This window comes from Aquimarina sp. AU474 (assembly GCF_900312815.1).
Lineage (GTDB): Bacteria > Bacteroidota > Bacteroidia > Flavobacteriales > Flavobacteriaceae > Aquimarina.
This window is the reverse complement of record NZ_OMPE01000004.1, coordinates 26,506-51,825: the sequence shown is the minus strand read 5'-3', so window position 1 is coordinate 51,825 and position 25,320 is coordinate 26,506. Positions and strand designations below refer to the sequence as shown.

The following is a 25,320-nucleotide window of genomic DNA, read 5'->3' as shown; positions in this document are numbered from 1 at the left end:
TCTTTGTCCATATGAAAAACTACATACTTTTAATATTGATTTTATTGATTGGCACTTTTGGTTATTCTCAAAAATCAAAGGTAGCCGACAAATATTTCAAAGATTTTGCATACTTAAAAGCTCAAGAATTATATCAAGAAGCTCTAAAGAAAGAGGATAGTACCCTACATATTTTATCTAGAATCGGAGATTGTTATTATAACAATTCTAATTCTGAACAAGCCTATTTTTGGTACAAAAAAGCAGTAAACAGGTATAAAAATATTTCACCTGAGTATATATACAAATACATACAAACTTCTCGAAGTTTAGGGCATTATGATGAAGCAAACCAATGGCTCGAGGTACTTAAAAAGCATCAAAAAAACAATCGACGTTCTAAAATTTTTGAGAATGTAAGCTTAGCCAAGTTTCAAGAATTATCTACTCCGAAAGACATTCATGTTCGTGTAATAAATTTAAGTTCGAATAGTACGTATTCTGATTTTGGTGGATTTCAACGAAAAGAAAAATTATATTTTTCTTCGTCTAGATCAAATGATAGTATTTACAAGAAGCAAAAAATCTATAAATGGAACGGAGAACCTTATTTAAATATTTATCAAGCCAATATTGAAAGAATTGACTCTATAGTAGCCGTTAGCACAATTGCTCCTCTTTCTTCTGACATCATAAATTTAAAGAATGAGCACGAAGGGGCTTTAGTTCTTACCAATGATGGGAAGACATTATATTTCACTAGAAACAATACCAATAAGAGAAAGAGAACGTCTTATGACAAAGAAGGTAACTCTAATTTAAAATTGTATCGAGCACAATTTAAAAATTACCAATGGACAAACATTCAAGAATTACCCTTTAATGGTAAAACATTCTCTACCGGTCATCCTGCATTAAGTCCTGATGAAAAAACACTATATTTTGTATCAGATAGAGAGGGTGGTTATGGGCAATCAGATCTATATAAAGTAGCTATTCATGAGGATGGTTCTTTTGGCCCAGTAAAAAATCTAGGAGATAGAATCAATACAGTGGGTCGAGAAGTGTTTCCTTTTGTCGCCAAAGATTCTACATTGTACTTCTCTTCAGACAGTCATATCAACTTAGGATTACTAGATATTTATATGTCTGATATCCTAAAAAAAGAAGTAGATGAAGATATCGAAATTAAGAATATTGGAGCACCGTATAATAGTGGTTATGACGATTTTGCTTTTTTTTCTAACCCAATTGGTAATTCTGGATATTTTTCATCTAATAGGCCTGGGGGAAAAGGAAGTGATGACATTTATACTTTTGACAGCTACCAATGCAAACAAGTTTTAACTGGTGCAACCTATGATAAACAAACCTCGGAACCACTAGGTGATGTGACTGTGCAAATTATTGATCAAACGGGTAAAATTATTAATACCACGCAATCGAATAAAGAAGGGAACTATATTTTTGAAGATATCCCATGCGGAAAAACCTTTTCTATTCTTGGCACTAAAGTAAATTACAAACCCGACTCTAAAGAATTTACAACCACCACAATTAATAAAGAAGAAATCAAATTAGACCTGTTTTTAACACCTTTAATTATAGATAAAGAAATCGTTATCAATCCTATTTTCTTCGATTTTGATAAATCTGAAATACGTACAGATGCCGCATACGAATTAGAGAATATTGTAAATGTGATGAAAGATAATCCTAAGATGATTATAAAAATTGAATCTCATACTGATAGCCGTGGTAGTAATTCGTATAATCTAAAACTATCACAAAGAAGAGCAACATCTACCAGAAATTATATTTTGTCTCGAGGAATTAGTGAAGATCGAATTCCTAGCTATATTGGTTATGGCGAATCACAATTATTGAATAAATGCGGAAAAGGTTATTCAACACGTTGTACAGAAAAGGATCATGAAGAAAACAGAAGATCCGCTTTTTTGATACTTAATGATTAAACTAAGAATCTCTAAACTTAACAGTAAGAATACATAAATTATCTCTTGATAAAGATATTTGTGAAGTAGCGTACACCATCTTCATTTTGTTCTACAGAGATATCAAAATCAGTAAAATCACCTTCCATTGTTTCTCTATGGCCATCACTTTTTATCCAAGCATTCACAACAGATTTTGCAGAAGAATATCCATATCCTACATTTTCTGCAACCGAGTTCGCCCCAGCATTCGAAATAAGATATGATCTACGAGTATGAAAATAATCATGTGATATCTTATTATTTTTGATCATATAATCGGTATGACTATAAGCTTGTGATTTTACAATATCCAATGTATTTAAGGCATCCAAACCTTTAGATGCTCTATATACATTAATACGTTCTAAAATTTCAATTTCGATAGATTTTACATCAGGAACAACGAACTCGCTAGCAACAGGACTCAATTCATCTTCAACCGTATCTGTGGAGCAAGAAAACAATACCACTGCCATACAAGCAAAGTAGGTTACTTTAATAAGTGATTTCATAATTTGGGGGCGTAGACTTTGGGGGCTACTTGCGCAAACTACAAAATAAAAGTAAACAAAATATGACTCGGGTGTTAAAATCGATAAAAAACATGTTATTCATCGATTTATTATGTATATAATCGATTAAAATTACGGTTTACAAGTAAAAAAGCTTGTTCAGATTACATAGCATAGTACTCATATTTGGCTTAAAATAAGTATCTAGAATAAAAAAATGAGGTGATATAATACAAAAAGAAGAACATTATCGTTTTCAATAATTGAAGAGAAGGATGGTTTTCAAAAAAGTTGCAACCAAAAAAATTACTGAATCAATGCCTTAGCATGGGTGAGTGCCGAATCCGAAATATCTTTACCGCCGATCATTTCGGCTATTTCTTTTATTCGTTCTTCTTTATTTAATAATTTAAGCTGTGTTATTGTGGTGTTATTAAGATCTTCTTTATATACTTTATAATGACTTTGACCTTTGGCGGCAATCTGGGGTAGATGTGTAATACTAAAAACTTGTAAATTCTCACTCATACTAAACATTAAATCTGCCATTTTATGTGCTATTTCTCCAGACACACCAGTATCAATCTCATCAAAAATAATAGTAGGTAAATTAGCGTATCGAGAAAGAATAGTTTTTATAGCTAGCATAATTCTAGACAACTCTCCTCCCGAAGCTACTTTCTTTAACAACCCAAAGCTACCTCCTTTATTTGCTGAAAATAAAAACTCTAGTACCTCTTTACCATTAGAAAAATAACTTTCTTGTAATTCTAAAGACGCCTTAAAAGTAGCATTAGGCATACCAAGTCCCTTAAGAATACTCTCCAGCTCCTCTACCAATATCGGTAGCGCTTTATTTCTCTTTTCATGAATCGTCGAGGCTAGCTCATCTAATTGAACCTTAATAGTAGTAATTTCGTTTTGTAGTTTTTCTATATCCTCGGAAAGAGATTCTGTTTTAGAAACTTTTTCTTGAAGTTCTTCTTTTAGTACCATGAGCTCCTCAATACCAGATACATTATGCTTGACCTGAAGATGATGTAATAATTGCAGTCTTTGTCCTGTTTCTTCCAATTGTTGAGGATCGGCTTCTAATTTCTCTAACTCATTAACTAATGACAACTGTATATCATCTAATTCTATATAAAGGCTTTGAATTCTATCTGAAATCTCTTTTAATCCACCAGAATAAGAAGCTATTTTAGAAAGATTTCCTTTGATTGTATTAAGTTGATCAGATATTCCTACCTCTTCAGAAGAAACAATAGAAATTGAACTTGATAAACGCTCCTGAATTTCTTCTATATTATTAAGTCGTTCATAACGTTCTTCAATTTCTTCTAATTCTCCTGGTTTTAATTTGGCTTCTTCTAACTCATTAAACAGAAAAGAATTGTATTCGTATTCTTTTGTAAACGTTTCTTGATTTACTATAAGTAGATTTACTTCTTTTTCCTTTTCTTTTAATAACTGCAACCCTCTTTTATACGACTTTATTTCTCGATCTGCTCCTGCCAATGCATCCAGGACTTCAAATTGAAAATCGTTAGTAGTTACTTCTAAGGTTTGATGTTGGCTATGAATATCTATTAACTTTACACCAAGGGATGCAAGTGACTGCAATGTAACGGGTGTATCATTGATAAAAGCTCTAGATTTACCCGAGGGCAAAATTTCTCGTCTAATGATAGTCTCATCTTCATAATCAAGTTCTTCTTCTTCAAAAAATGAAATCAGATTGTATTTATCGATCCTAAAAACTCCTTCGATTATACATTTTTGAGAATTATCTTTAACGCTACTAAGATCTGCTCGTTTTCCGAGCAACAATCCAAGGGCACCTAACAGAAGTGATTTACCTGCTCCAGTTTCTCCGGTGATGGTAACTAAGCCAGCATCAAAAGAAACCTGTAATTGTTCTATTAAAGCGAAGTTTTTTATCGAAAGACCTCTAAGCAAGGGATAGAATAATTTTAAAGTTTTAAAAAAGTAAAGATACTAGTTTTAAAAAAGATTTTGCGTGTATTTATTTTTTTTAAGTTTTAGACAGTATAGTACGCCTATCTACTTTAGAATAAAACACTATTAGAACTTAATATCTTTCCAGTTTTCACCATACGTAGGTGCAATTTTATTAAGAACCTGGACAGTTTGGGCAATATTAACCGATGGTCCTCCAGAAAGAATACTAGAAATTTCATCCGCTTTGGCATCAAAAAAGACTCTCATAATATAAGAGTTAGGTCGCACACCATGAACTTCTTCAAGAGATTTCATTGATTTGGTAATCGTCTCTTTACCTTTTTTAACATTATTATACATTACATCTAACCCCTCTCTATGATACATATACATAGCAGATCTATACCCATCATAAGTTCCTGATAATAAATCATCATTTAACCTAAATCTGGATTGAGTTCCATCTTGAGCATTCCAACCAAGGGTATTGCTACTTTGTGCGTTTCCTACAATGTTCTTAGCCTCTTCAAAATAATTTGTTCCACTATTTAATTCAAAAGTATCAGCATCCACACCAAGAATGGTGTATAAATAATACGCCACTACAGAAATAAGGTTTGACTCAAAATTGTTGGGGTTATAGTTTAGCGGTTGAAATTCGAGATAATCAAAGTTAAACTGCTTATCATTTACATTAAAAATAGTAGTTGCGTAATTTGAGCCATAAACTGGTCTCGAAGCTTGCACCTGTAAAGTAGCTGCAAAAACATCATTATCATAACTTACTATAGTAATAAAAAAACTACAATCAATACGTTCTTCTGTACGATAATCTTTGGATGTCCAAGTAGTATTATTAATAAACTCAGCTAATGAACGCTCTAACGTTTTAAACACCTGAAGATTGGGATTACCTGTTTGCTCTGCATTGACCGCTACCCTAGCGTTAAACTCCTGAGCATATACATTGGTCCCAAATACAAGTATTATAAAAAGAAAGAATCTATTCATTTTTTAAGTTGATTAATTTCGTTGAATACATCTTTAGCAACTTCTGTCTTCGTTTTTAATTCAAACGCTTTTATTTCTAATTTATGATTGATCAAAGTTACTTTATTTGTAGCACCTTTAAAACCTGCTCCTTTATCGTTGAGCGAATTAAGAACAATCAAATCTAAGTTTTTCTTTTTTAATTTACCCTTAGCATTTTCTTCTTCATTTTCTGTCTCTAAAGCAAAACCAACCAAAAATTGATTTTTCTTTTCTGTACCCATCCATTTAAGGATATCTCGTGTTCTTTCTAATTGAATAGAAAACTCACTATCTGCTTTCTTTATTTTTTGGCTAGATACTTGTTTTGGCCTATAATCTGCCACGGCAGCAGAAGCGATGGCTATATCGACATCATGATATATAGAAACCACGGCGTTAAACATATCTTCTGCACTAATTACATGAATCACATTTATTAAACCATGATCCACACGAAGAGATGAAGGGCCAAGTATTAAATCTACGTTAGCTCCTAAATTTGCAGCAGCCAATGCTAATTCAATACCCATCTTACCACTAGAGTGATTTCCTATAAATCTAACTGGGTCAATTGCCTCATAAGTTGGCCCTGCAGTAATCAATACTTTTTGTCCCTTTAAAGGAAGTTTATCTAAAATATCGTTTTTTATAAAACTAATAATATTGGAAGGTTCTGCCATTCTACCTTGCCCAACTAAACCGCTAGCCAATTCTCCAGATTCGGCCGGAATCATAATATTCCCAAAATCCTTTAATTTCTCAAAAGTTTTGTGAGTTGATGGGTGGTTGTACATATCCAAATCCATTGCTGGAGCAAAATACACTGGACATTTGGCAGATAAATATGTAGCTAATAATAAATTGTCACTGCTACCACTAGACATTTTGGACAATGTATTTGCTGTAGCAGGTGCCACAACCATAATATCTGCCCATAACCCTAGCTCAACATGATTATTCCATACAGCATCTTCATCTTCTTCATTAAAGAAAGAAGAGTGTACTGGATTTTTAGATAAAGTTGATAATGTAAGTGGAGTAACAAAGTCTTTGGCTGCCGGAGTCATCACCACTTTTACTTCTGCTCCAGACTTGATAAATAAACGCACCAGAGCAGCTGTTTTATATGCAGCAATACCAGCGGTGACACCCAATAAAATCTTTTTACCGCTTAAAATCGACATAGACTTATAAAGATTCTGAGTCTATCTTTGTATTTCTGTGGTAGATTTTATCTTCTAACCATTCTTGTACAGCTAAAGCATGTGGTTTCGGTAATCTCTCATAAAACTTAGAAACCTCAATCTGCTCTTTATTCTCAAAAATCTCTTCTAAGCTATCATTATAAGTAGCGAATTCATCTAATTTTTCTAGAAGCTCTTTTTTGATATCAGTATTGATCTGAGTTGCTCTCTTTGAAATTATAGAAATAGCCTCATAAATATTATCTGTGGGTTGATCAATACGGTTCTTATCAATAGTAGTTGTGTTTACCGGCGCATTACTTTTTTTCAAATCCATCTTCTACTTGTTTTCTATTTATATTGTTCTAATCTTAATTTAATATCTTCAGCTATTTCATTAGCTTTCTCAGTATACTCACCTTCTTTATAATACTTTTTATAGGTCTTATAATAACCTTGAGCAGTTTCTAAACGTTCTTTTACCAAGCTTTCATAACTCCCTACAGCTAATAAATACTCTGATTCTAATTTATAGTATAATACCCTTTCTCTAAAAATAGATCCAGGATAATCTATTAAGTAATTATCAAAAGCCGAAATTGCAACCTTGTAATTTCGTCTATGATGATATTGCTTAGCTATTTCGTAAGCTTTCTTTTCTTTTTTCTCACGTAATTCGGTTACAAGAGTATTAGCTTCTTTTAAATTCTCACTCTCTGGATAAGCATTAATATATGCCTGAAGCTTTTCTATAGCATCAGTTGTTTCGGTCTGATCTAGGCTATACCTTGGAGATAAGTAATAATAACTTTTGGCTCCTTTGTAAGCAGCTTCTTTTCTCTTATCGCTATTTGGGAACGATTTTGTAAATCTCTCAAACTGATATCCTGCCAAATAATAATCTTCTAACTGAAAATAAGTGTCAGCATAATAATACATTATTCTTTCTGCCTGGGGCTTACCTCTATACTTGGGAACCACTTGTTCAAAAAGCTTTAATCCTTTTTTGTACTTTTCTTCTTTATATAAATTCTCGGCCATCTTATACTTTTCCGCAGCATCTTCTCCTCGCAGTACCTTTTGGTACTCGCTACACGATCCTAAGAATAACACAAAAACAAGTAAATACAATAATCTTCTCATAGGTAAAAAAACATCTGGCAAAAATATATATTTCTGCTGTATTACAAAAACTTTAGTCTATCTATTAATTTAATCGGTTTTTCTATTTGTATATCAACAAAACAGAATTCATCAATTAATCTATATTTACTTCAATAACTATATAATTGATGGGTTGTTGCAGAAATAGCGGATATAACACCAAAACATCCTTTACACATTAATCATGATGTAGTTTTAGTTTCATCAAGTTTATCATGATCCAAGATCGTATAACCTTCTTTATCATAATAAAATGCAGGAATAAAACTCTCATCAATTTTTATTTTTTTCAGCACATAAGAATGTACTTGATGCACCTCTTGAGAGAACGATTCATCATAATAACTTACTAGTATTAAAATTTCACCATTTAATGCATTTAATTGACCTCTATCAAACTCATACAATGGACTAGCTTCTACTATAGGGTGCACTACAGTCCAAGTGGTGGGTAGGTAGGTGATAGAATTTCGTTCTAATTTAAGGTTATAAAAATTATTATTATATTTTCCGTTCTCATCTTCTAGAGACAATGATAAAGTAGCTTCTATACGTGGTCGTATCATTACGTTTGCACTACTACTCATCAATCGAAACATAACACAATCAACTCCTTTATGTTCTTTTAAAACTATACTATCACTGAATTGAATATTAGCTCTTGGTTTTGAAAACCTACCGTATAATAATCCTGTGATAAATGAAAAACTCAATAATCCAATCAGGGCTTCAAAAGAAGAAATAACACCAAACAACAATCCTTTAGGTGCCATAGCGCCATAACCAACAGTGGTTATGGTTTGAGCAGAAAAGAAAAATGCATTTAAAAAATCTCTAAATACACTTCCTGACGGTTCTACAATACTCGATATCCCTAAAAAAGTATATATGATAGCGAACAGAGTATTGATTAGTATATACCCAAATAACACCCATAAAAAAAACTTAACCCAACTAATACTAATTAAATAATCATAACTCCCGGATAAGGATGTTGATCTATTGATGTGTTTTATATTAAAAGATCCATCAGAGTTTATAAAACGTCTGGCGTATTGATTCGAAGATCTTCCGATTCCTGGATCTTTTATTTTTTTTGCCATCAATAAAGTATTTACTCGATAAAGGTTTTTATTTTTTTTGCAAGATCAGAAGAAACAGATACCAAAGGTAAACGAACATAGTCCTCACAAATGCTTTTTACTTTTAGAATATTTTTTATTCCTGCAGGATTCCCTTCTTCAAAAGCATAATCTAATACCGGTAATAGGGTATATAGTATTTTAAATGCTTTTTCTGTTTCTCCAGATAATCCAAATCGTATCATTTCAGAGAATTCTTCAGGAAACCCCTGCCCAACAACACTTATTACACCATCACCTCCCGCTGCTACCGCCGGTAAAGCCAAAGCATCGTCCCCCGAAATCACAAGAAAATCATCAGGCTTATCTTTAATAATCTTAAGTACTTGTGTAAAATCACCCACTGCTTCTTTAACTCCAACAATTTTATCTAATTGCGCCAAACGCAATGTAGTTTCAGCGGTCATATTTGTTCCCGTACGAGAAGGAACATTATATAGTAATACAGGAATTGGAGAAGCATCATTTACAGCTTTATAGTGCTGATAAATACCTTCTTGATTTGGTCTATTATACATAGGAACAACAGAAAGTATTGCTGTAAAATCTGATAAATCAGTTTCTTTTATTTCGGCAAGAACGGCCGCAGTATTATTACCTCCAATCCCAAGTACAACAGGAAGTCTTTTATCATTTACTTTTAAAATATGATCTACTAATTTTTTCTTTTCATCCTTAGACAATGTTACTGATTCTGCTGTAGTACCTAAGACTACCAAATATTCGATATTACCATCAATGCAAAAATTAACTAATGATGTAACCCCGTTATAATCAATAGATCCATCTTCATTAAATGGTGTAGCTAGCGCTACTCCAGTTCCTCTGAGAAAACCACTCATATTATTTGTAAAATTTTTAAATACTTTTTAAGTTCAATTATAAAAAGGTTGGTATTATTCATTGTTGCTCCAATAATTAAATCATTAATCCTATGATCAATTTCGGCAAAACCCACCTTCAATTTTGCTCTGGATGCTGCTGCAACATAATTTAATTCTATTTTATCATCGGTATAAAAACTAATCAATACATCATAATCTTTATTGATAAATCCCTGCAGTGCATTGTTTTTTATTGATCCATTTACAGCAAAACTCTTCTCATTATAATAAGCTGCATCTCTATCATCAATAATTTCTTTATCTTCTTTATACCCTACAACCGTTAAGTTTTCTGAGGTCACTCCTAACTCATTAGCCAATTTAACCAAAGCCAATATATTAACTGGCAAAGAAGCGTCGATAAGAATTGCTAATGTTTTAAGACTTGCAATGCCATTAGAAGAATTTCTTTTCTCCAAATGAGATTCCATATTTTTCTTTATGGCATTTCTTTTTAGACCCTTTAAAATCATTTATAAAAAAGATTAAGAAGCCACAAATGTAGCTATTTTACATTTTAAAATCACCCCGCATCCTCCAAGAAAAAGGAAACCCCTGAAAACCAACACTTCTCAAAAGTATTCTTTTTCTGTAGACCTGTTCGTTATTTCTTTTGTCTCAATAAAAAAGCTAGTAAAAAAATAAACTCCAGCTATTTCTGCTATATTAATTAGTGTTGTAAAAACTCGATTATAATAATACAATTCATTTATAGCCAAAAGCGCATCTACGAATAAAGTGCAACAAGCTGCCACAAACAAATAAATCGATTTCTCATACCTATCTGCAACATATATAAAAAAACTTACCCCCGAAAAACCAACCAGACTTATTACTATCATAACTATAGCTCCAACAGAATCTCTAATTTTTGGCAAAACGAGTTCTGTAATCGAAAAAATCAAGTACCCTATCAATATCACACTAATTATAACAGGAGGAGAAGCAAGCTTACTCAACACAATATCGGCTCTTATTATGTATTTTTTAAGAGACAAAATACAGAAGAAATAAAACAAGGTGATAAGCACTGCAATGATATCATAGTATTTTAAAAAATCTATGTAAATAAATATATCTGTAGTAAGAATTAAGAATATACTGATCACAAAAAATAGATCAATTTTCTCTACATGTTTTACATACAATATCAGCAAGGAGATTGATACTAAAGGTTTGGTATATATCAAAAGTTTCTTTTCAAAAAAAACAGAAATTATAACAACCAATAAGAACAAAACATAAAACAACCAATATGTGAACTTACTATCTCTCAAAAGTTTCTGGAAAAAATTATTTCATATAAAGAACAACATTAAATATCAACTTATCATTTTTTTTAAAAATAATCTTTTCGATTCGGAACCAATTTATGTTGTTCTATAAAGAATTTAATCAGAAAAAATTGCCCAAATACCTGTAAAAGGTTTGCAATAACCACAAACACTTCCAAAAAAACATATAATTTATATAAAGCTGTAAGAATATTTACAATCAAAAAACAAGAAGCGGCTACCATAAGCGAAGAACTAACTACTGTTTTACTATTGAGATAAATGTAATAACAGGAGCATACAAACAAAGTGAAAAACAAAATAAGTATTACCAAAAACACTTTATCTTCTATAACACTTGGTAAAATAAGCCGAGCTACAGAAATCAACACGTAGACAATTAACCCCATAGCAATTAACAATTGAATCGTAAACACCTTGTTAAATTGTATTTTTATCTTTTTTAAGCTTTTCCAAAGTAAAACTATATTCAAAAAATAATACAATGAAAGTAAAATATTAACTACTCTAAAATACCCAACAAAATCCTTCATCGAAAGCACTTCTGAAACTAATATCAATAGCATTGTAAATAACACCAAAGCACTTCTATTTTCTACTTTTACCAAATAAATTAGGCACAATGCCAAAATTACCGGTGGTTTAAAAAAAATAGTGAGATTTTGTGCAAAAATGGATATCAGGATAAAAAATAAACCAGTAACATAAAACAATTGATATACGTACTTTTCTGTTCTCAAATTATTGTTTATTTTATTAAAACCCTTCAAACTCTTCTGTTTTAAGCTTTAACGATCTTGTTATCATATAATTCACTAAAAACATCAATGCCAATGGTTTGCAAATCAATACCAAAACTTTTAACTCGTATGATTCTACATAGAATTCTTCTATTAGAATCATAAAATCGCTAAACGAAAAATTAAGTATTGATAAAAAAAACCATAATGATTTTTCTGATCTAATATTAATATAATGCATTGCTCCTACTATCAATAAAACATATAACAATAGTAAATTCACAAACCCCAGTAAGTTATTATCTTGCATTGGTTCTCGTAAAATAACATACGTCATTAAAAAAATAACTGTATAAAGCGAGCTACCTAAAACCAAAGTAAAAACATCTCTACTATTGTACTGGAATGACTTATGATTATAATACAGAAAATAAAAAAGCATAATGTACCCTATAATCCGTATTACTATCTGGTCTATTATAATGTTATCAATAAACCAAAAAATAAATAACCCTTCTAAACAAAATATCAATAGAACCGCTACGTGATATATTCTAATTTTTTTAGTGCTAACAAAATAAAGCACAATTATCGATATCAGAAGAATTAGTTGAGAATATGTATTTAAGAAATCGTTTTTAAATACAAAACCCAACACTTGTGCTATTACTAAAAAAGAAATTAAAAGCCTAAGTAGTTTCTCTTCATTCATTTAATTTTTATTTGCACCCAAAGTTTACACTTTTTGTTATGAGTACAGCCCGGTTAATCGTGTGATTTTCTTTGATACAATATAGGAAATTTTAACAAAACACATGATTCTCAGAAAATTACCTTCTAAAGTTCTCTTAGCTTTAAAGGCACTGGGCTAGATATTTTAAATTGAACAAGAAAGAAAACAGCCAGTAATTGATATATCGAGTTTATAATTTCAAACTCTAGGGAAGCGATATAGAACTTATTAAGCGCAAAACAAGAATCGCTTATCACAAAATTGAGTATCGCAATTAGGAACCATAACGATTTTGAAGATCTAACGTTTACGTAGTGAAAAACAGCTCCAATTAGAAGGAGGTATAATATTATAATATACCCCATACCAAAGGGTTTGATATCTCCCATTGCTTCTTCGGTAACATCATAAATCTCATACACGATAAAGGTCCACGCTACAAAAAACACCACCAAATACCCTATATCAGTGTTATTATAGTCAATTGGCTTATAATTTTTGCACAAGTAATAGAATAGAATTAAATAACATATGGTATAACTCAAAAGCACATAAATAAAGCTATTTTGTACTTCGGTTAACAAAAAAATATCTCCTAGAAAACAAAGCAAGAGTATGACCAAAAAAAGCCCATCTATTTTTTTTACATTAAACCAATACAACATAAAGAATAGAGGTACGGTAGCCGGTTTAGTATACAATTCTAATTCTGGCCACTGCATAGCAGTACTTAGTACGCAAAGTGCTCCAGCAATTACTAATAGTATTTTTATAACCGTTCTTATTTTCATACAATTTTGGTGAGAAATTCATCTTCACTTATAATTGACACTCCTAACTTATTTGCTTTTTCTAGTTTACTTGGCCCCATTTTATCCCCTGCTACAACATACGATGTTTTAGAAGAAATAGAACTAGAAACCTTTCCTCCATTATCTTCTATTAGCTTCTTAAGCTCAGTCCTTGATACTTTTTCAAAAACACCAGATACCACAAAAGTTTGCCCTTGCAATGTATCAGTTTGATTTGCTAATTTTTCTGCAGAAATCTCTAACTGCACTCCGTACTCTTTTAATCTATTTACTAGAGCTTTATTTTCTTCCGAAGTAAAAAACTCTTGTACACTCTGTGCAATTTTAATCCCGATTTCATCTACATTGACCAATTCTTCTTCTGTAGCTTCTACTATGGCATCGATAGTTTTATAGTGTTTGGCAAGCTTCTTGGCAACTGTCTCTCCAACATAACGTATTCCTAAAGCAAATAAAACACGCTCAAAAGGAATTTCTTTGGATTTTTCTATTCCTAAAACCAAATTTTCTGCACTTTTTTCAGCCATTCTCTCCAAAGGAACCACTTGCTCCTTTTTCAATTCATATAAATCTGCATAATTAGCAATCAAACCTTCATTAACCAGCAAAGCCACCGTTTCACCACCTAATCCTTCAATATCCATAGCTTTACGCGAAATGTAATGTTGAATACGCCCAATAATTTGTGGAGGACACCCTTTATAATTAGGACAATAATGCTGTGCTTCTCCTTCTTTTCGGATTAACGAAGTATGACACTCAGGACACTCACTGATATAATCGGTAGGTGTAGATTCTTGATTTCTATTCTGAAAATCTACCCCAACTATTTTTGGAATTATCTCCCCTCCTTTTTCTACATAAACAGTATCTCCTTCTCTTATATCTAATTTTTCAATTTGATCTGCATTATGCAACGACGCTCTTTTTACCGTAGTACCTGCAAGGGATACCGGCTGCAAATTAGCAACAGGAGTAATTGCTCCTGTTCTACCAACTTGATATGTAATCTCCTCAAGAACGGTAGAAGCCTGCTCTGCTTTAAATTTGTATGCCATTGCCCATCTCGGCGCTTTTGCCGTAAAACCTAACTCCTCTTGCTGCTGAAGATCATTGACTTTAATCACAATACCATCAGTTTCATAAGGGAGGTTATGGCGATGTTCATCCCAATATGCAACATATTGCAAAACATCATCTATGGTATTTACTAACTTAGATTCTGAAGGCACCTTAAAACCCCATGCTCGAGCTTTTTCTAAATTCTCATACTGCGTTTGAATTCCTAATCGATCTCCTTGAATACTATACAATAAGCAATCTAATGGGCGTTTTGCAGTCTCACTACTATCCTGAAGTTTAAGACTTCCTGAAGCCGTATTACGTGGGTTAGCATAAGGCTCTTCTCCTGCAAGAATTCTTTCTTGATTCATTTTAGCAAAACCTTCATATGGCAATACTATTTCTCCTCGAATATCAAACTTTTGAGGAAAATCTCCTTTTAGTTTTAAAGGAACTGATTTAATAGTCTTCACATTTGTGGTAACATTATCTCCTTGAATACCATCTCCTCTCGTCACAGCTCTTGCCAACTCGCCATCTACATAGGTTAAACTAATAGAAGCTCCATCATATTTTAACTCACATGTATAATTAACCTCACCATCAACCAATTTTTTAATACGTTTTTCCCAATCTTCTAAGTCTTCTTTTGAATATGAATTGTCTAAAGAATACATACGATGCTCATGAACTACTGTTTCAAAATTCTTAGTAATTTGACCACCTACTCTAAGCGTAGGAGAATTAGCATCATAAAACTCTGGATATTCTTCTTCCAATTTCTGCAAATCCTTGAGTCTCATATCGAACTCATAATCACTTATAACAGGTGCATCGAGTGTATAATAATTATAGTTATGCTCTCTTAACTCCTGTCGTAATTGCTTGATCTTTTCTTCTACTTTCATTTGTTTTTTACACACTATTTTTTAATTACCGATGATATCGATCATTAATACAATACCCCCACGTATTATTATCTTAAATCGGCTACCATAGAGCCATATTTTATGTTATGTTCTATCCGGTTTTAACCATTTTGGCACTTGGACCGGTTTAAATGCTCTCATTTTTTCTAATAGCTTATCCATATCCTTATCTACCAATAATAACTCGTAATTCTCCATTTTCAAAAACCCTCTACGAACCATATTTTCTAGCAACCCTAACAAATCATCATAAAAACCGCCAATGTTTAGTAATCCAATGGGTTTTTGATGCAAACCTAATTGCGACCAAGTGATTATTTCAAAAAGCTCTTCTAAAGTCCCAAAACCTCCTGGAAGCGTTATAAAACCATCACTAAGCTGATGCATTTTCATCTTACGCTCATGCATATTATGGGTAGTTATTAACTCACTCAAACCTTGATGAATTACCTCCTTTAATTTAAGAAATTCTGGAATAACACCAATTACTTTCCCTTTATGCTCCAAAACACCCTTAGCTACTTGCCCCATAATACCAATTTTTGCAGCTCCATACACTAAGGTTATTTCTTGTTGAGCTAGCTTTTCTCCAAGTAAAAATGCTTGAGAAATTATATGGGTATCGTTACCCTCGCTGCTTCCACAAAATACACAAATTGAATTCAAATTATTCATACCTAATACTTAGTTTAAACGAGCACGTATCATACGATCGTTGTGATACATATCTTTTTTTAATATTACCGATTCGAAATGTGATGCCTCTATCATTTTTTTAGTTTCTCTACTTAAGTACTGATTTATCTCAAAGTATAATGAGCCATCTGGTTTTAATTTATGTAAAGCTATTGTAGTAATTTTGGTGTAAAAAAGTAAAGGATCGTTATTTGTAACAAAAAGCGCCAAAGAAGGCTCATTTTCCAGGACATTAGATTTCATTTCTTTCTTTTCTAATTCCCTAACATAGGGCGGGTTAGACACTATAACATCAAAATCTTCATGAAAAATCTCTTCATTTAAAACATCAGTTGTAATATAAGTAACCTTAACTTGATTTATTCGCGCATTCTCTTTTGCTACTTCAATCGCCTTATCTGAAATATCAATTGCATACACCTTGGCATTAGGTAAGTTTTTGGCCAAAGAAACAGCAATACAACCACTGCCCGTTCCTATATCAAGAATTTTTAAAGGTTGTTTTTGGTTCTTTACGTCTTTTAGTATCCAGTCTACCAGTTCCTCGGTCTCAGGTCTTGGTATAAGTACATGCGGATTTACAAAAAAAAGTAATCCATAAAAATTAGTTTCCCCAACAATATATTGTATCGGTTCTTGAGATTTTAAACGTTTTTCTGCTTCTGTAAAAAACATCACCTCTTCGGGATTAAGTTTCTTATCTAATTGCATAGCAACATCCACTCTTCTCAAATCTAATTTTTTTTCAGAAAGAATATAAAAAAAAGATAATACCTCTTCGGTATCATATATTTTGGATAAAGACTCTAAAAAACTCTTCCTTAAATCGCTTATTTTCAATTTAACAATAATTAAATTACAAATCTTTTATCATCCAAGCCTGACAACTATAATGCCCTGTATCACCAATAGGTTTATCCAAAGATATAAAACCTACTTTATGATATAATTTCCTTGCGGCTTTCATATAAGGCATTGTTTCTAAATAACATTTTGCATAGCCCTCTTTTTTTGCAAAATCAAGACAAGTATGAATCATTTTATAACCAATCCCTTTACCTCGAGCTTTTGATAAAAAGTACATTTTTTGAAGTTCGCATGTTTCTGGCGTTCCATTTGTAAGAGGAGCGATACCTGCTCCGCCTATAACCTCGCCTTTTTCTTCGACAACAAAATAAGAAGAACCAGCCCCTTCGTATGTTTCACACATCATATCCAAAGAGATATCTTCATAAGCAGTACCAACTTTTGGCACACCCATTTCAGTTAAAACATCTCTAATAAGTCGAGCTATTGTTTCGTTATCTTTGTATTCTATCTTGCGTATTTTTATAATACTCATTGTATTTTTAGTATTACTTTTGTGTTGTTCTAAAAAGCATATTATGAATATTTTTTCCTTTGGCGTTTACACACAAACAAAACACCAGTTAAGGATATTGAAATATACGTTAAATCTAAGCAGGAATCAATGAAGAAATTTCTATTATTATCAACAATATTTACTCTAATTATAGGGTGTTCATTTTCTGAAAAACCAAAATTTAAACATATTGATAATCTTTTGGTTAAAAAAGTCGGCTTGCGGGATATAACACTTAAAGCCGATGCCGTTTTTAACAACCCTAACCGTCTAAGTGGAACGTTATCTATAGAAGATATTCATGTTTTTGTTGATAACATCGATATTGGCACTATCTCATCTCAAGAATTTAATGTTCCTGCAAAGGATGAATTTTCCATTCCGCTAGAAGGTACTTTCTCTCTATCCAAAATCTATGAGGAGAACAAAAACAATCTTCTCGGAAGTGTTCTTAAAGTTATCCAAACAGATTCTTTAAATGTTCAATACAAAGGAGCTATTAGATATCACTTAGGAAATTTTTCTTATCCATACACCATTAACAAAGAACAAAAGATATCTATAAAACAACGCTAATAACTATGCACGAAAAATACATACAAAGATGTATTCAACTTGCCAAAAACGGATTAGGAACCACGTACCCAAATCCTCTAGTAGGCAGCGTGATTGTACATAACAATAAAGTTATAGGAGAGGGATGGCATTATCAATCCGGGCAACCTCATGCCGAGGTAAATGCTATAAGTGCCGTTAAAGATACTACTCTCCTTAAACACGCTACTATATATGTAAGCCTAGAGCCATGTAGCCATTATGGCAAAACACCTCCTTGTAGCGATCTTATTATAGCAAAAGGAATTAAAAAAGTAGTAATTGGCACTATCGACCCTTTTGCCAAGGTGTCTGGAGCAGGAATACAAAAATTAATAAATTCTGGTTGCGATGTAGTTGTAGGTGTTTTAGAAAAAGAATGTCAAGAACTTAACAAAAGGTTTTTGACTTTTCATAATAATAAAAGGCCCTATATTATTTTAAAATGGGCAGAAACTACGAATGGATTTATCGCTCCAGGCATAAAAGACAAAAGAGAACCCGTTTGGATTACAAATGAGCAATCCAGACAGCTTGTGCACAAATGGCGGGCAGAAGAGCAGGCCATCTTAGTAGGTCGCACTACAGTCATTAAAGACAATCCTAGTTTAACCACTAGAGATTGGCCTGGTCAACATCCTATTAGAATTGTTATTGACCGATCTGGTCAAGTTCCCGAAAACTCTACAGTTCTTAACAACAAAACTCCCACTATTATTATTACTTCTGAAGAAAATAAGAATAACAACACGGATTTAACCACCTATGAAACCGTGCACACAAAAAACAACACTGTAGAAGAAATTTGTTCGATTCTTCATCAACATAACATCCAATCTGTTATTATCGAAGGTGGCCAGCATACTATTAATTCATTTATTAGTAAAAACCTTTGGGATGAAGCTAGGATTTTTATGGGAAATATTACATTTGATGCCGGAATAAAAGCTCCAACAATTCAAGCTAAATTAATAGCCGAAAAACAGATAATGAATGACACTCTAAAAATATATCGAAATGATTAAAACTATAATTTTTGATTTTGGAGATGTTTTCATAAACCTAGACAAAGCAGCAACCATAAGAGAGTTTTCAAAATTAGGAACTTTTGAAATGACTCTTGAGCTATTAAAAATTAATAATCAATATGAAGTAGGGCAAATCTCTACTCAAGAATTTATCCAAACGTACAAAAACATATTTCCAAAAGCATCAAAAAATGAACTCATTGACGCTTGGAATGCTATTTTGCTTGACTTCCCGAGGCATCGATTTGATTTTATTAAGAACTTGGCTTCCCAGCAAAAATATAATCTAATATTACTGAGTAATACAAATGACCTCCATATCAAATGGATTAAGGAAAATGTACCATTTTACGAAGAATTTAAATCATCATTTGACACTTTTTACTTATCTCATGAAATTAAACTAAGAAAGCCTAATATCGATATTTTTGAATTTGTTTTGAATCAACATCAGATTAAACCCTCTGAAACCATTTTCATAGACGATACCAAAGAAAATACAGATTCGGCAAAGAGAATAGGAATTCATACCTGGAACAACAATCCAAAAACCGAAGACATCACAAATCTATTTACTATAAAATCCAATTTATTTTGATCTATTTAATCCTTAGCATCCTGGCATCAAGTTTAATTTTTGTCATTTTTAAACTTTTTGTTAAATACAATGTCGATACGCTACAAGCTATTATCATAAACTACGTTGTTGCATGTATATCAGGGGTAATAGCATATTCTGAACCCATAGATCTAAAAAACATATCCAATGAAGGATGGTTTTATGGCGCTATGATTTTAGGTGTGATATTTATATCCGTTTTTAATCTAATGGCTATTACCACTCAAAAAAATGGATTATCTGTAGCCGCTGTAGCTACTAAAATGAGTTTGGCCATCCCAATTATATTTGGAATCATTGTATACCATGAAAGCACTGGTGTATTAAAAATCATAGGGATTATTATTGCTCTTATTGCTGTTTATCTTACCTCTATGAAAAGCGCCGAAGGAATATCCATAAACAAAGAAAATTTAATTTTTCCTTTATTAGTTTTTATAGGTAGCGGAATCATTGATACTAGTCTTAAATATTTTGAAACAAATCATGTAGCACAAAATGATGTTCCTATTTTCTCAGCGACCATTTTTGGATTTGCAGCAATTATTGGAATAGTAACCCTACTATACAAATCCATTACAGGGTCTTTGAAACTATCGGTTAAGAACGTTATTGCCGGAATTGGATTAGGAGTCCCAAACTATTTCTCTATTTTTTTCCTCATAAAAGCTTTACGCTATGAAAATATGGATAGCTCTACCGTATTTACGATAAACAATGTAGCTGTACTCCTAGTTTCTACGATTGCAGGAATTGTATTTTTTAGAGAAAAATTAATTCTAAAAAACTGGATAGGTATAGCTCTAGCCATTCTTAGTATTATTTTGGTTACATTTTCGATTTAAATTAATTATTTGGAACATAAAGACACATACAAAACGATTAATATAGCTAGCGAAGAAACTCTTTTTAAGGATCGTAACAGCAAATTTTTCGGGTATGCTTTTCCAACAACTTCAGAAGAAGAAGTAAAATCGCTTATCGATAACTTAAAAAAACAACATCATTCTGCAAGACATTGGTGTTATGCATGGCAAATAGGTACAGAAAATCTAAAGTACAGAACAAATGATGATGGAGAACCTTCTAATTCTGCTGGTCAACCTATATATGGGCAAATTCAATCCTATGACGTTACCAACATACTAATTGTAGTGGTCAGGTACTTTGGAGGTACCAAGTTAGGAGTTGGAGGTTTAATAAATGCGTACAGAACATCAGCACAACTTGCTCTCGAAAATTCTGACATTATCGAAAAGACAATTGACAAAAATTTTGTTATAATTTTCGAATACAAAGACATGAACAAAGTGATGCGCATCATAAAAGAACACAAACTTAACATCACTAAACAAGAACTTCAATTAAACTGCAAAATTTACATTTCGGTTAGAAAAAACATCGCCGATAAAATAAAAGATGTTTTTTCCCCGTTGTACGAGGTAGAAATTAAACAATTAAAGGATTAATAATTGTTTATTTTATCAATTAAGTAAGGAGGACATGGAATAGGTTTTCTGGTTTTACTATCAACAAAGACTAAAATCGTAGATGCTGTTGTAATTAATTCTTGATAACCATTAAAAATTTCATAATCAAAGATTATTTTAACCGTAGGAATTTTCCTCAACGAAGTTTTAACAGTCAATTCATCGTCGAAGAAGGCAGATTTCTTAAATTTAAAGTCTAAAGTAAACACAGGAAGCATAATACCATTTTCTTCCATTGATTTATAAGAAACCCCTAACCGGGATAACCAGTCAATTCTAGCTAGTTCTAAGTACTGAGCATAGTTACCGTGATGTACCACCCCCATCTGATCGGTTTCGGAATAACGTACTTTTAATTTGGTTTTTGAAGTGATAAACATATATTTTTTATAATAAATTTTAACATTATTAAAAGTAACACTATCAAATTATGCAAAAAAAATAATTAAAATTCAACCCCTAAATCGTTTTTTTTTTACATTTTTTGTTCACATATTTGTCATGCGAAAACAGTAAGGAGTTTTTTTCAGCATTTTCTTTTAATAACCTAATAAAAATAGTTAATCTAACCACTCGAATGAATGTAACTGCGCAATCAGTTTGGGATAACTGCTTATCTTTTATAGAAGATAACATTACACCCCAAGCTTTTAAAACTTGGTTTGAACCAATTAAAGCTGTAAAACTTACAGATGGCGCTCTAAGTATTCAGGTACCCAGTAAATTTTTTTATGAGTGGCTAGAAGAGCATTATGTAAACCTACTCAAGGTTTCTCTTACTCGTGAATTGGGAGAAACCGCCAAATTGGTATACGTTATTAAAATGGAAAACACTTATGGTAATAAAAAACCATTTACTGAAAAAATCCCTAGTGCAAATCGTACAGCTGTTAACTCTCAAGAAGTTGATGTACCTATAAAAAGCAAGAATCCAGAGTTAAAAAATCCATTTGTAATTCCTGGGATACGAAATGTAAAAATAGAATCTCAACTAAATCCAAGTTATAATTTTGAAAACTTTCTAGAAGGCGACTCTAATAGACTTGCACGTTCTGCTGGGATGGCTGTAGCCAACAAACCAGGAGGAACTTCTTTTAATCCTCTATTAATTTTTGGAGGAGTAGGACTTGGAAAAACACACTTAGCTCATGCTATTGGTGTAAACATAAAAGATAACTACCCCGAGAAAACTGTACTTTATATTTCTGCTGAAAAGTTTACACAGCAATATATCGAATCTGTAAAAAAGAATAATAGGAATGATTTTATCCATTTCTACCAAATTATAGATGTTCTTATTGTTGACGACATACAATTACTATCAGGTAAAGCAGGAACTCAAGATGTTTTCTTTCATATATTTAACCATTTACACCAAAATGGAAAGCAGGTTATCCTAACTAGTGATAAGGCACCTGTAGATATGCAAGATATCGAACAAAGGCTTCTTTCTCGTTTTAAATGGGGATTATCAGCTGAATTACATCAACCAGATTTTGAAACCAGAGTTTCTATAATCAAAAACAAACTATATCGCGACGGTGTTGAAATGCCTGAGGAGATTGTAGAATTTTTAGCTAATAACATTAAAACTAATATCCGAGAACTCGAAGGTGCTATCATTTCTTTAATAGCACACTCTTCTTTCAACAAAAAGGATATCACCATAGATCTCGCAAAAGCCATTGTTGACAACTATGTCAAGAACACTAAACGTGAGGTTTCGATTGACTACATTCAAAAAGTAGTAAGTGACTATTTCCAGATGGATGTAGAAACACTTCAATCAAAAACACGTAAACGCCACATTGTACAAGCAAGACAATTAGCTATGTTTTTTGCCAAAAAACTTACTAAGGCCTCATTAGCAAGTATAGGAACCCAAATAGGAAAGAGAGATCATGCTACCGTGTTACACGCTTGCAAAACTGTAGACAACCTTTCTTCTACAGATAAACAATTTAGAAAATACGTAGAAGACCTAGGTAAGAAACTTACTCTGTAAATCTTTTGTCAGAATGAAAATCAAAATTCTAATGGTATGCTTAGGCAATATCTGCAGATCCCCATTAGCAGAAGGTATCCTAAAATCCAAACTAGACCCAAGCAAATATATTGCTGCTTCATCTGGCACTAGTAGTTATCACATTGGAAACCTCCCCGACCCAAGATCCATACAAATTGCAAAAAAATACGGTATCGACATTACAAATCAAAGAGCAGCGCAATTTACAATCAGTGATTTTAACACTTATGATCTGATTTACGCCATGGATAATTCTAATCATGACAACATTTTAAAACTCACAAAAGACAATCACAACAAGAACAAAGTCAAACTTATCCTTAATGAACTTTATCCTAATGATAATTTGGATGTTCCTGATCCATACTATGGTGGAGAACAAGGCTTTGAAGATGTATATCAAATGCTAGATAAAGCTTGCGATATTATTGTAACCAAACTCGAAAAAGAGCATTAACATTTTTGGACATAAAGTTTTTGTATATTTAGAATTGAATATGTGTATTCATAGTACACAATAACATAAATCAAATCCACCTAAACAACTAAGTTATCTTAAAACCTATGGAGCTTAAACCCCTAGATCCCAAAGGAAAATTATATCTTATTCCCACTCGACTGGGAGACGATGTTCCTTTAGAAGTATTACCTATATCCATCAAAAAAGTACTCGAACAAGTAAATCATTATATCGTAGAGAACGAAAAACCTGCAAGAAGATTTATTAAAAAAGTGAGTCCGAGCAAATCTCAACGCTCAATAGTTATCCAAACTGTCAACAAATACACGGACACCTCTGAAATACCAGCCTACCTAACACCTTGTTTGAATGGCGAATCGATCGGATTGATGTCAGATGCTGGCTGCCCAGGAATTGCAGATCCCGGAGCAGAGGTAATCAAAATCGCACACGAGAAAAACATAAAGGTTATCCCTCTAGTAGGACCTTCTTCTATATTATTAGCCATGATGAGTAGTGGTATGAACGGCCAAAGTTTTACCTTTAACGGATACCTTCCTATTGATAAAGCAGATAGAAAATCAACAATAAAACAATTAGAAAAGATTTCTTTAGAAAAAAATCAAGCACAAATTTTTATTGAAACCCCTTATAGAAATGACAAGATGTTCGCTGATCTTAAAGCGATACTTCATCCAAACACACATTTATGTATTGCTAGTGATATTACACTTACCACAGAGTTTATTTCTACAAAAACGATGAGCGAATGGCAGCATGAAGAAATAGACCTTCACAAAAAACCTACTATATATATTATTCAAAGAGATTATTAAGTTACTTTAGATAGCTTTTGCTCTTCTATCCGCAAGTACAAAAGAAGTATCATATCCGCCAAAACGTTTCATATAATAACGAATCGTGGTACCAAATGCATCAGCAAACCCATCTACACCACCACTACGTAGATATCTTTTAACGGCGTTTGGTCCAGCCAAATGTGCTGCTGCCAGAATTCCTGATTCAGTAATCTCTATACCATTCATTCTTTTACCTACGAACCATTTAATATCTCTACGCAAAACCCATTTATTTCTAGAAACGTATGCATGAAATGCTTTTTCCTGAAGTGCAGGATTAGCTAGAAAATCATTCCTATTTACATTTTTAATACCAATAAGAGCCAAAGTACCTTTGCCAAATTGATATTTCCCCATATATCCAAATTGATTTACAACTCCATAATCTCCTCGAGATTCTTTAAAAGCAAGTGCTTCTTTAAAGCCAATGTAAGATTTCCCAAGCTCTGGAGATATCAAAACCTCCTCATCCTCTATCTCATTAAAATTAGGTGCTATATAATACAGATCTAAACCTGCAGTATTATAAGAAGAAAGATCCAAGCTTTCTTTTGTTGTAAAACTTAACAAAAGTATCCCCCCAATTGTAAGTAATATAGATAATCCTATTATCCTCTTTATCATATAAAAAATTTCTAAGTAGACATCCCAAAAGATGTTCCCCACTACTTAAATTTTTGCCGTGCAAAGATATGATATTTTTTCAAATATTCACTCAGTAATTGTTAAAATAATTATAATGCTGAAAAACAGGTAT

At 32.3% G+C, this 25,320-nt stretch carries 28 protein-coding genes; 9 read left to right on the top strand and 19 right to left on the bottom strand.

The window, feature by feature from the left end:
• Positions 1–11: 11 nt before the first annotated feature.
• Positions 12–1,955 carry an OmpA family protein gene (locus DK508_RS01535; protein WP_109298981.1) on the top strand — a complete coding sequence of 648 codons (1,944 nt, stop codon included), beginning with the start codon at positions 12–14 and terminating at the stop codon, positions 1,953–1,955.
• Positions 1,956–1,993: 38 nt separating this feature from the next.
• On the opposite strand, the gene DK508_RS01530 is transcribed toward DK508_RS01535, so the two are convergent.
• The 17 genes from DK508_RS01530 to DK508_RS01450 form a co-directional block, all read right to left on the bottom strand.
• Positions 1,994–2,488 (bottom strand): CAP domain-containing protein, encoded by a 495-nt coding sequence (locus DK508_RS01530; protein WP_109298980.1) that lies wholly within the window; start codon positions 2,486–2,488, stop codon positions 1,994–1,996.
• A 306-nt stretch (positions 2,489–2,794) separates the two neighbouring features.
• Positions 2,795–4,447: a DNA repair protein RecN gene (gene recN, locus DK508_RS01525; protein ID WP_109298979.1), complete on the bottom strand. Its 1,653-nt coding sequence runs from the start codon at positions 4,445–4,447 to the stop codon at positions 2,795–2,797.
• 126 nt (positions 4,448–4,573) lie between these two features.
• Positions 4,574–5,461, bottom strand: a complete 888-nt coding sequence (locus DK508_RS01520; protein WP_109298978.1) for a DUF4835 family protein — start codon at positions 5,459–5,461, stop codon at positions 4,574–4,576.
• Positions 5,458–6,666: a bifunctional phosphopantothenoylcysteine decarboxylase/phosphopantothenate--cysteine ligase CoaBC gene (gene coaBC, locus DK508_RS01515; RefSeq protein ID WP_109298977.1), complete on the bottom strand. Its 1,209-nt coding sequence runs from the start codon at positions 6,664–6,666 to the stop codon at positions 5,458–5,460. The genes DK508_RS01520 and coaBC overlap by 4 nt, the downstream gene beginning before the upstream one ends.
• Before the next feature lie 4 nt (positions 6,667–6,670).
• Entirely contained in the window at positions 6,671–7,003 is a 333-nt protein-coding gene (locus tag DK508_RS01510) for a DNA-directed RNA polymerase subunit omega (RefSeq protein ID WP_109298976.1), read from the bottom strand.
• 14 nt (positions 7,004–7,017) lie between these two features.
• Positions 7,018–7,809, bottom strand: a complete 792-nt coding sequence (locus DK508_RS01505; RefSeq protein WP_109299238.1) for an outer membrane protein assembly factor BamD — start codon at positions 7,807–7,809, stop codon at positions 7,018–7,020.
• Positions 7,810–8,012: 203 nt separating this feature from the next.
• The gene (locus tag DK508_RS01500) at positions 8,013–8,933 is read right to left on the bottom strand and encodes an ion channel (protein ID WP_109298975.1); all 921 of its coding nucleotides are present in this window, start codon (positions 8,931–8,933) and stop codon (positions 8,013–8,015) included.
• An 11-nt stretch (positions 8,934–8,944) separates the two neighbouring features.
• Positions 8,945–9,814 (bottom strand): 4-hydroxy-tetrahydrodipicolinate synthase, encoded by an 870-nt coding sequence (gene dapA, locus DK508_RS01495; protein ID WP_109298974.1) that lies wholly within the window; start codon positions 9,812–9,814, stop codon positions 8,945–8,947.
• Positions 9,811–10,287, bottom strand: a complete 477-nt coding sequence (locus tag DK508_RS01490) for a hypothetical protein (RefSeq protein ID WP_235016241.1) — start codon at positions 10,285–10,287, stop codon at positions 9,811–9,813. Before DK508_RS01490 ends, dapA begins: the two co-directional genes overlap by 4 nt.
• Before the next feature lie 141 nt (positions 10,288–10,428).
• Entirely contained in the window at positions 10,429–10,965 is a 537-nt protein-coding gene (locus DK508_RS01485; RefSeq protein ID WP_160114517.1) for a hypothetical protein, read from the bottom strand.
• A 230-nt stretch (positions 10,966–11,195) separates the two neighbouring features.
• Positions 11,196–11,891: a hypothetical protein gene (locus DK508_RS01480; RefSeq protein WP_160114516.1), complete on the bottom strand. Its 696-nt coding sequence runs from the start codon at positions 11,889–11,891 to the stop codon at positions 11,196–11,198.
• Positions 11,892–11,907: 16 nt separating this feature from the next.
• A complete protein-coding gene (locus tag DK508_RS20995) occupies positions 11,908–12,228 on the bottom strand; it encodes a hypothetical protein (RefSeq protein ID WP_160114515.1) in 321 nt (106 codons plus the stop codon).
• A 500-nt stretch (positions 12,229–12,728) separates the two neighbouring features.
• Complete coding sequence (locus tag DK508_RS01470) at positions 12,729–13,415, bottom strand: lysoplasmalogenase family protein (protein ID WP_109298969.1); 687 nt, start codon at positions 13,413–13,415, stop codon at positions 12,729–12,731.
• The gene (gene ligA, locus DK508_RS01465; protein ID WP_109298968.1) at positions 13,412–15,406 is read right to left on the bottom strand and encodes an NAD-dependent DNA ligase LigA; all 1,995 of its coding nucleotides are present in this window, start codon (positions 15,404–15,406) and stop codon (positions 13,412–13,414) included. Before ligA ends, DK508_RS01470 begins: the two co-directional genes overlap by 4 nt.
• Before the next feature lie 105 nt (positions 15,407–15,511).
• Positions 15,512–16,102 (bottom strand): TIGR00730 family Rossman fold protein, encoded by a 591-nt coding sequence (locus DK508_RS01460; RefSeq protein ID WP_109298967.1) that lies wholly within the window; start codon positions 16,100–16,102, stop codon positions 15,512–15,514.
• 9 nt (positions 16,103–16,111) lie between these two features.
• The gene (gene prmC, locus DK508_RS01455) at positions 16,112–16,963 is read right to left on the bottom strand and encodes a peptide chain release factor N(5)-glutamine methyltransferase (RefSeq protein ID WP_109298966.1); all 852 of its coding nucleotides are present in this window, start codon (positions 16,961–16,963) and stop codon (positions 16,112–16,114) included.
• A gap of 16 nt (positions 16,964–16,979) precedes the next feature.
• The gene (locus DK508_RS01450; protein WP_109298965.1) at positions 16,980–17,465 is read right to left on the bottom strand and encodes a GNAT family N-acetyltransferase; all 486 of its coding nucleotides are present in this window, start codon (positions 17,463–17,465) and stop codon (positions 16,980–16,982) included.
• Between the two features lie 129 nt (positions 17,466–17,594).
• Here DK508_RS01450 and DK508_RS01445 point away from each other — a divergent pair, with 129 nt between their 5' ends.
• Genes DK508_RS01445 through DK508_RS01425 form a run of 5 tightly spaced genes read left to right on the top strand, consistent with a single transcriptional unit; the run spans position 17,595 to position 21,196 of the window.
• On the top strand, positions 17,595–18,062 hold the full coding sequence (locus DK508_RS01445; protein ID WP_109298964.1) for a hypothetical protein: 468 nt from the start codon (positions 17,595–17,597) through the stop codon (positions 18,060–18,062).
• Complete coding sequence (gene ribD, locus DK508_RS01440) at positions 18,062–19,105, top strand: bifunctional diaminohydroxyphosphoribosylaminopyrimidine deaminase/5-amino-6-(5-phosphoribosylamino)uracil reductase RibD (protein ID WP_109298963.1); 1,044 nt, start codon at positions 18,062–18,064, stop codon at positions 19,103–19,105. The genes DK508_RS01445 and ribD overlap by 1 nt, the downstream gene beginning before the upstream one ends.
• The gene (locus DK508_RS01435; protein ID WP_109298962.1) at positions 19,098–19,706 is read left to right on the top strand and encodes an HAD family phosphatase; all 609 of its coding nucleotides are present in this window, start codon (positions 19,098–19,100) and stop codon (positions 19,704–19,706) included. Before ribD ends, DK508_RS01435 begins: the two co-directional genes overlap by 8 nt.
• Entirely contained in the window at positions 19,703–20,572 is an 870-nt protein-coding gene (locus tag DK508_RS01430) for an EamA family transporter (protein WP_109298961.1), read from the top strand. Before DK508_RS01435 ends, DK508_RS01430 begins: the two co-directional genes overlap by 4 nt.
• A 9-nt stretch (positions 20,573–20,581) precedes the next feature.
• Positions 20,582–21,196 carry a YigZ family protein gene (locus tag DK508_RS01425; RefSeq protein ID WP_109298960.1) on the top strand — a complete coding sequence of 205 codons (615 nt, stop codon included), beginning with the start codon at positions 20,582–20,584 and terminating at the stop codon, positions 21,194–21,196.
• On the opposite strand, the gene DK508_RS01420 is transcribed toward DK508_RS01425, so the two are convergent.
• Entirely contained in the window at positions 21,193–21,597 is a 405-nt protein-coding gene (locus DK508_RS01420; RefSeq protein WP_109298959.1) for a thioesterase family protein, read from the bottom strand. The genes DK508_RS01425 and DK508_RS01420 overlap by 4 nt on opposite strands.
• Positions 21,598–21,794: 197 nt before the next feature.
• On the opposite strand from DK508_RS01420, the gene dnaA reads away from it, so the two are divergent.
• From dnaA to DK508_RS01405, 3 genes are all read left to right on the top strand, one after another.
• Positions 21,795–23,222: a chromosomal replication initiator protein DnaA gene (gene dnaA / locus DK508_RS01415; protein WP_109299237.1), complete on the top strand. Its 1,428-nt coding sequence runs from the start codon at positions 21,795–21,797 to the stop codon at positions 23,220–23,222.
• Positions 23,223–23,235: 13 nt separating this feature from the next.
• Positions 23,236–23,700 (top strand): low molecular weight protein-tyrosine-phosphatase, encoded by a 465-nt coding sequence (locus DK508_RS01410; RefSeq protein ID WP_109298958.1) that lies wholly within the window; start codon positions 23,236–23,238, stop codon positions 23,698–23,700.
• 107 nt (positions 23,701–23,807) lie between these two features.
• On the top strand, positions 23,808–24,539 hold the full coding sequence (locus tag DK508_RS01405) for an SAM-dependent methyltransferase (protein ID WP_109298957.1): 732 nt from the start codon (positions 23,808–23,810) through the stop codon (positions 24,537–24,539).
• A 6-nt stretch (positions 24,540–24,545) separates the two neighbouring features.
• Here DK508_RS01405 and DK508_RS01400 read toward each other — a convergent pair whose 3' ends face one another.
• Entirely contained in the window at positions 24,546–25,187 is a 642-nt protein-coding gene (locus DK508_RS01400) for a peptidoglycan-binding protein LysM (protein ID WP_109298956.1), read from the bottom strand.
• Positions 25,188–25,320 lie beyond the last annotated feature (133 nt).

Excerpts from the sequence above, each read along its gene's own strand:
- DK508_RS01535 (WP_109298981.1), top strand. The coding sequence starts at position 12 with ATGAAAAACTACATACTTTTAATATTGATTTTATTGATTGGCACTTTT.
- DK508_RS01530 (WP_109298980.1), bottom strand. The coding sequence starts at position 2,488 with ATGAAATCACTTATTAAAGTAACCTACTTTGCTTGTATGGCAGTGGTA.
- DK508_RS01520 (WP_109298978.1), bottom strand. The coding sequence starts at position 5,461 with ATGAATAGATTCTTTCTTTTTATAATACTTGTATTTGGGACCAATGTA.
- coaBC (WP_109298977.1), bottom strand. The coding sequence starts at position 6,666 with ATGTCGATTTTAAGCGGTAAAAAGATTTTATTGGGTGTCACCGCTGGT.
- DK508_RS01510 (WP_109298976.1), bottom strand. The coding sequence starts at position 7,003 with ATGGATTTGAAAAAAAGTAATGCGCCGGTAAACACAACTACTATTGAT.
- DK508_RS01505 (WP_109299238.1), bottom strand. The coding sequence starts at position 7,809 with ATGAGAAGATTATTGTATTTACTTGTTTTTGTGTTATTCTTAGGATCG.
- DK508_RS01500 (WP_109298975.1), bottom strand. The coding sequence starts at position 8,933 with ATGGCAAAAAAAATAAAAGATCCAGGAATCGGAAGATCTTCGAATCAA.
- dapA (WP_109298974.1), bottom strand. The coding sequence starts at position 9,814 with ATGAGTGGTTTTCTCAGAGGAACTGGAGTAGCGCTAGCTACACCATTT.
- DK508_RS01490 (WP_235016241.1), bottom strand. The coding sequence starts at position 10,287 with ATGGAATCTCATTTGGAGAAAAGAAATTCTTCTAATGGCATTGCAAGT.
- DK508_RS20995 (WP_160114515.1), bottom strand. The coding sequence starts at position 12,228 with ATGACGTATGTTATTTTACGAGAACCAATGCAAGATAATAACTTACTG.
- DK508_RS01470 (WP_109298969.1), bottom strand. The coding sequence starts at position 13,415 with ATGAAAATAAGAACGGTTATAAAAATACTATTAGTAATTGCTGGAGCA.
- ligA (WP_109298968.1), bottom strand. The coding sequence starts at position 15,406 with ATGAAAGTAGAAGAAAAGATCAAGCAATTACGACAGGAGTTAAGAGAG.
- DK508_RS01460 (WP_109298967.1), bottom strand. The coding sequence starts at position 16,102 with ATGAATAATTTGAATTCAATTTGTGTATTTTGTGGAAGCAGCGAGGGT.
- DK508_RS01450 (WP_109298965.1), bottom strand. The coding sequence starts at position 17,465 with ATGAGTATTATAAAAATACGCAAGATAGAATACAAAGATAACGAAACA.
- DK508_RS01445 (WP_109298964.1), top strand. The coding sequence starts at position 17,595 with ATGAAGAAATTTCTATTATTATCAACAATATTTACTCTAATTATAGGG.
- DK508_RS01435 (WP_109298962.1), top strand. The coding sequence starts at position 19,098 with ATGATTAAAACTATAATTTTTGATTTTGGAGATGTTTTCATAAACCTA.
- DK508_RS01420 (WP_109298959.1), bottom strand. The coding sequence starts at position 21,597 with ATGTTTATCACTTCAAAAACCAAATTAAAAGTACGTTATTCCGAAACC.
- dnaA (WP_109299237.1), top strand. The coding sequence starts at position 21,795 with ATGAATGTAACTGCGCAATCAGTTTGGGATAACTGCTTATCTTTTATA.
- DK508_RS01410 (WP_109298958.1), top strand. The coding sequence starts at position 23,236 with ATGAAAATCAAAATTCTAATGGTATGCTTAGGCAATATCTGCAGATCC.
- DK508_RS01405 (WP_109298957.1), top strand. The coding sequence starts at position 23,808 with ATGGAGCTTAAACCCCTAGATCCCAAAGGAAAATTATATCTTATTCCC.
- DK508_RS01400 (WP_109298956.1), bottom strand. The coding sequence starts at position 25,187 with ATGATAAAGAGGATAATAGGATTATCTATATTACTTACAATTGGGGGG.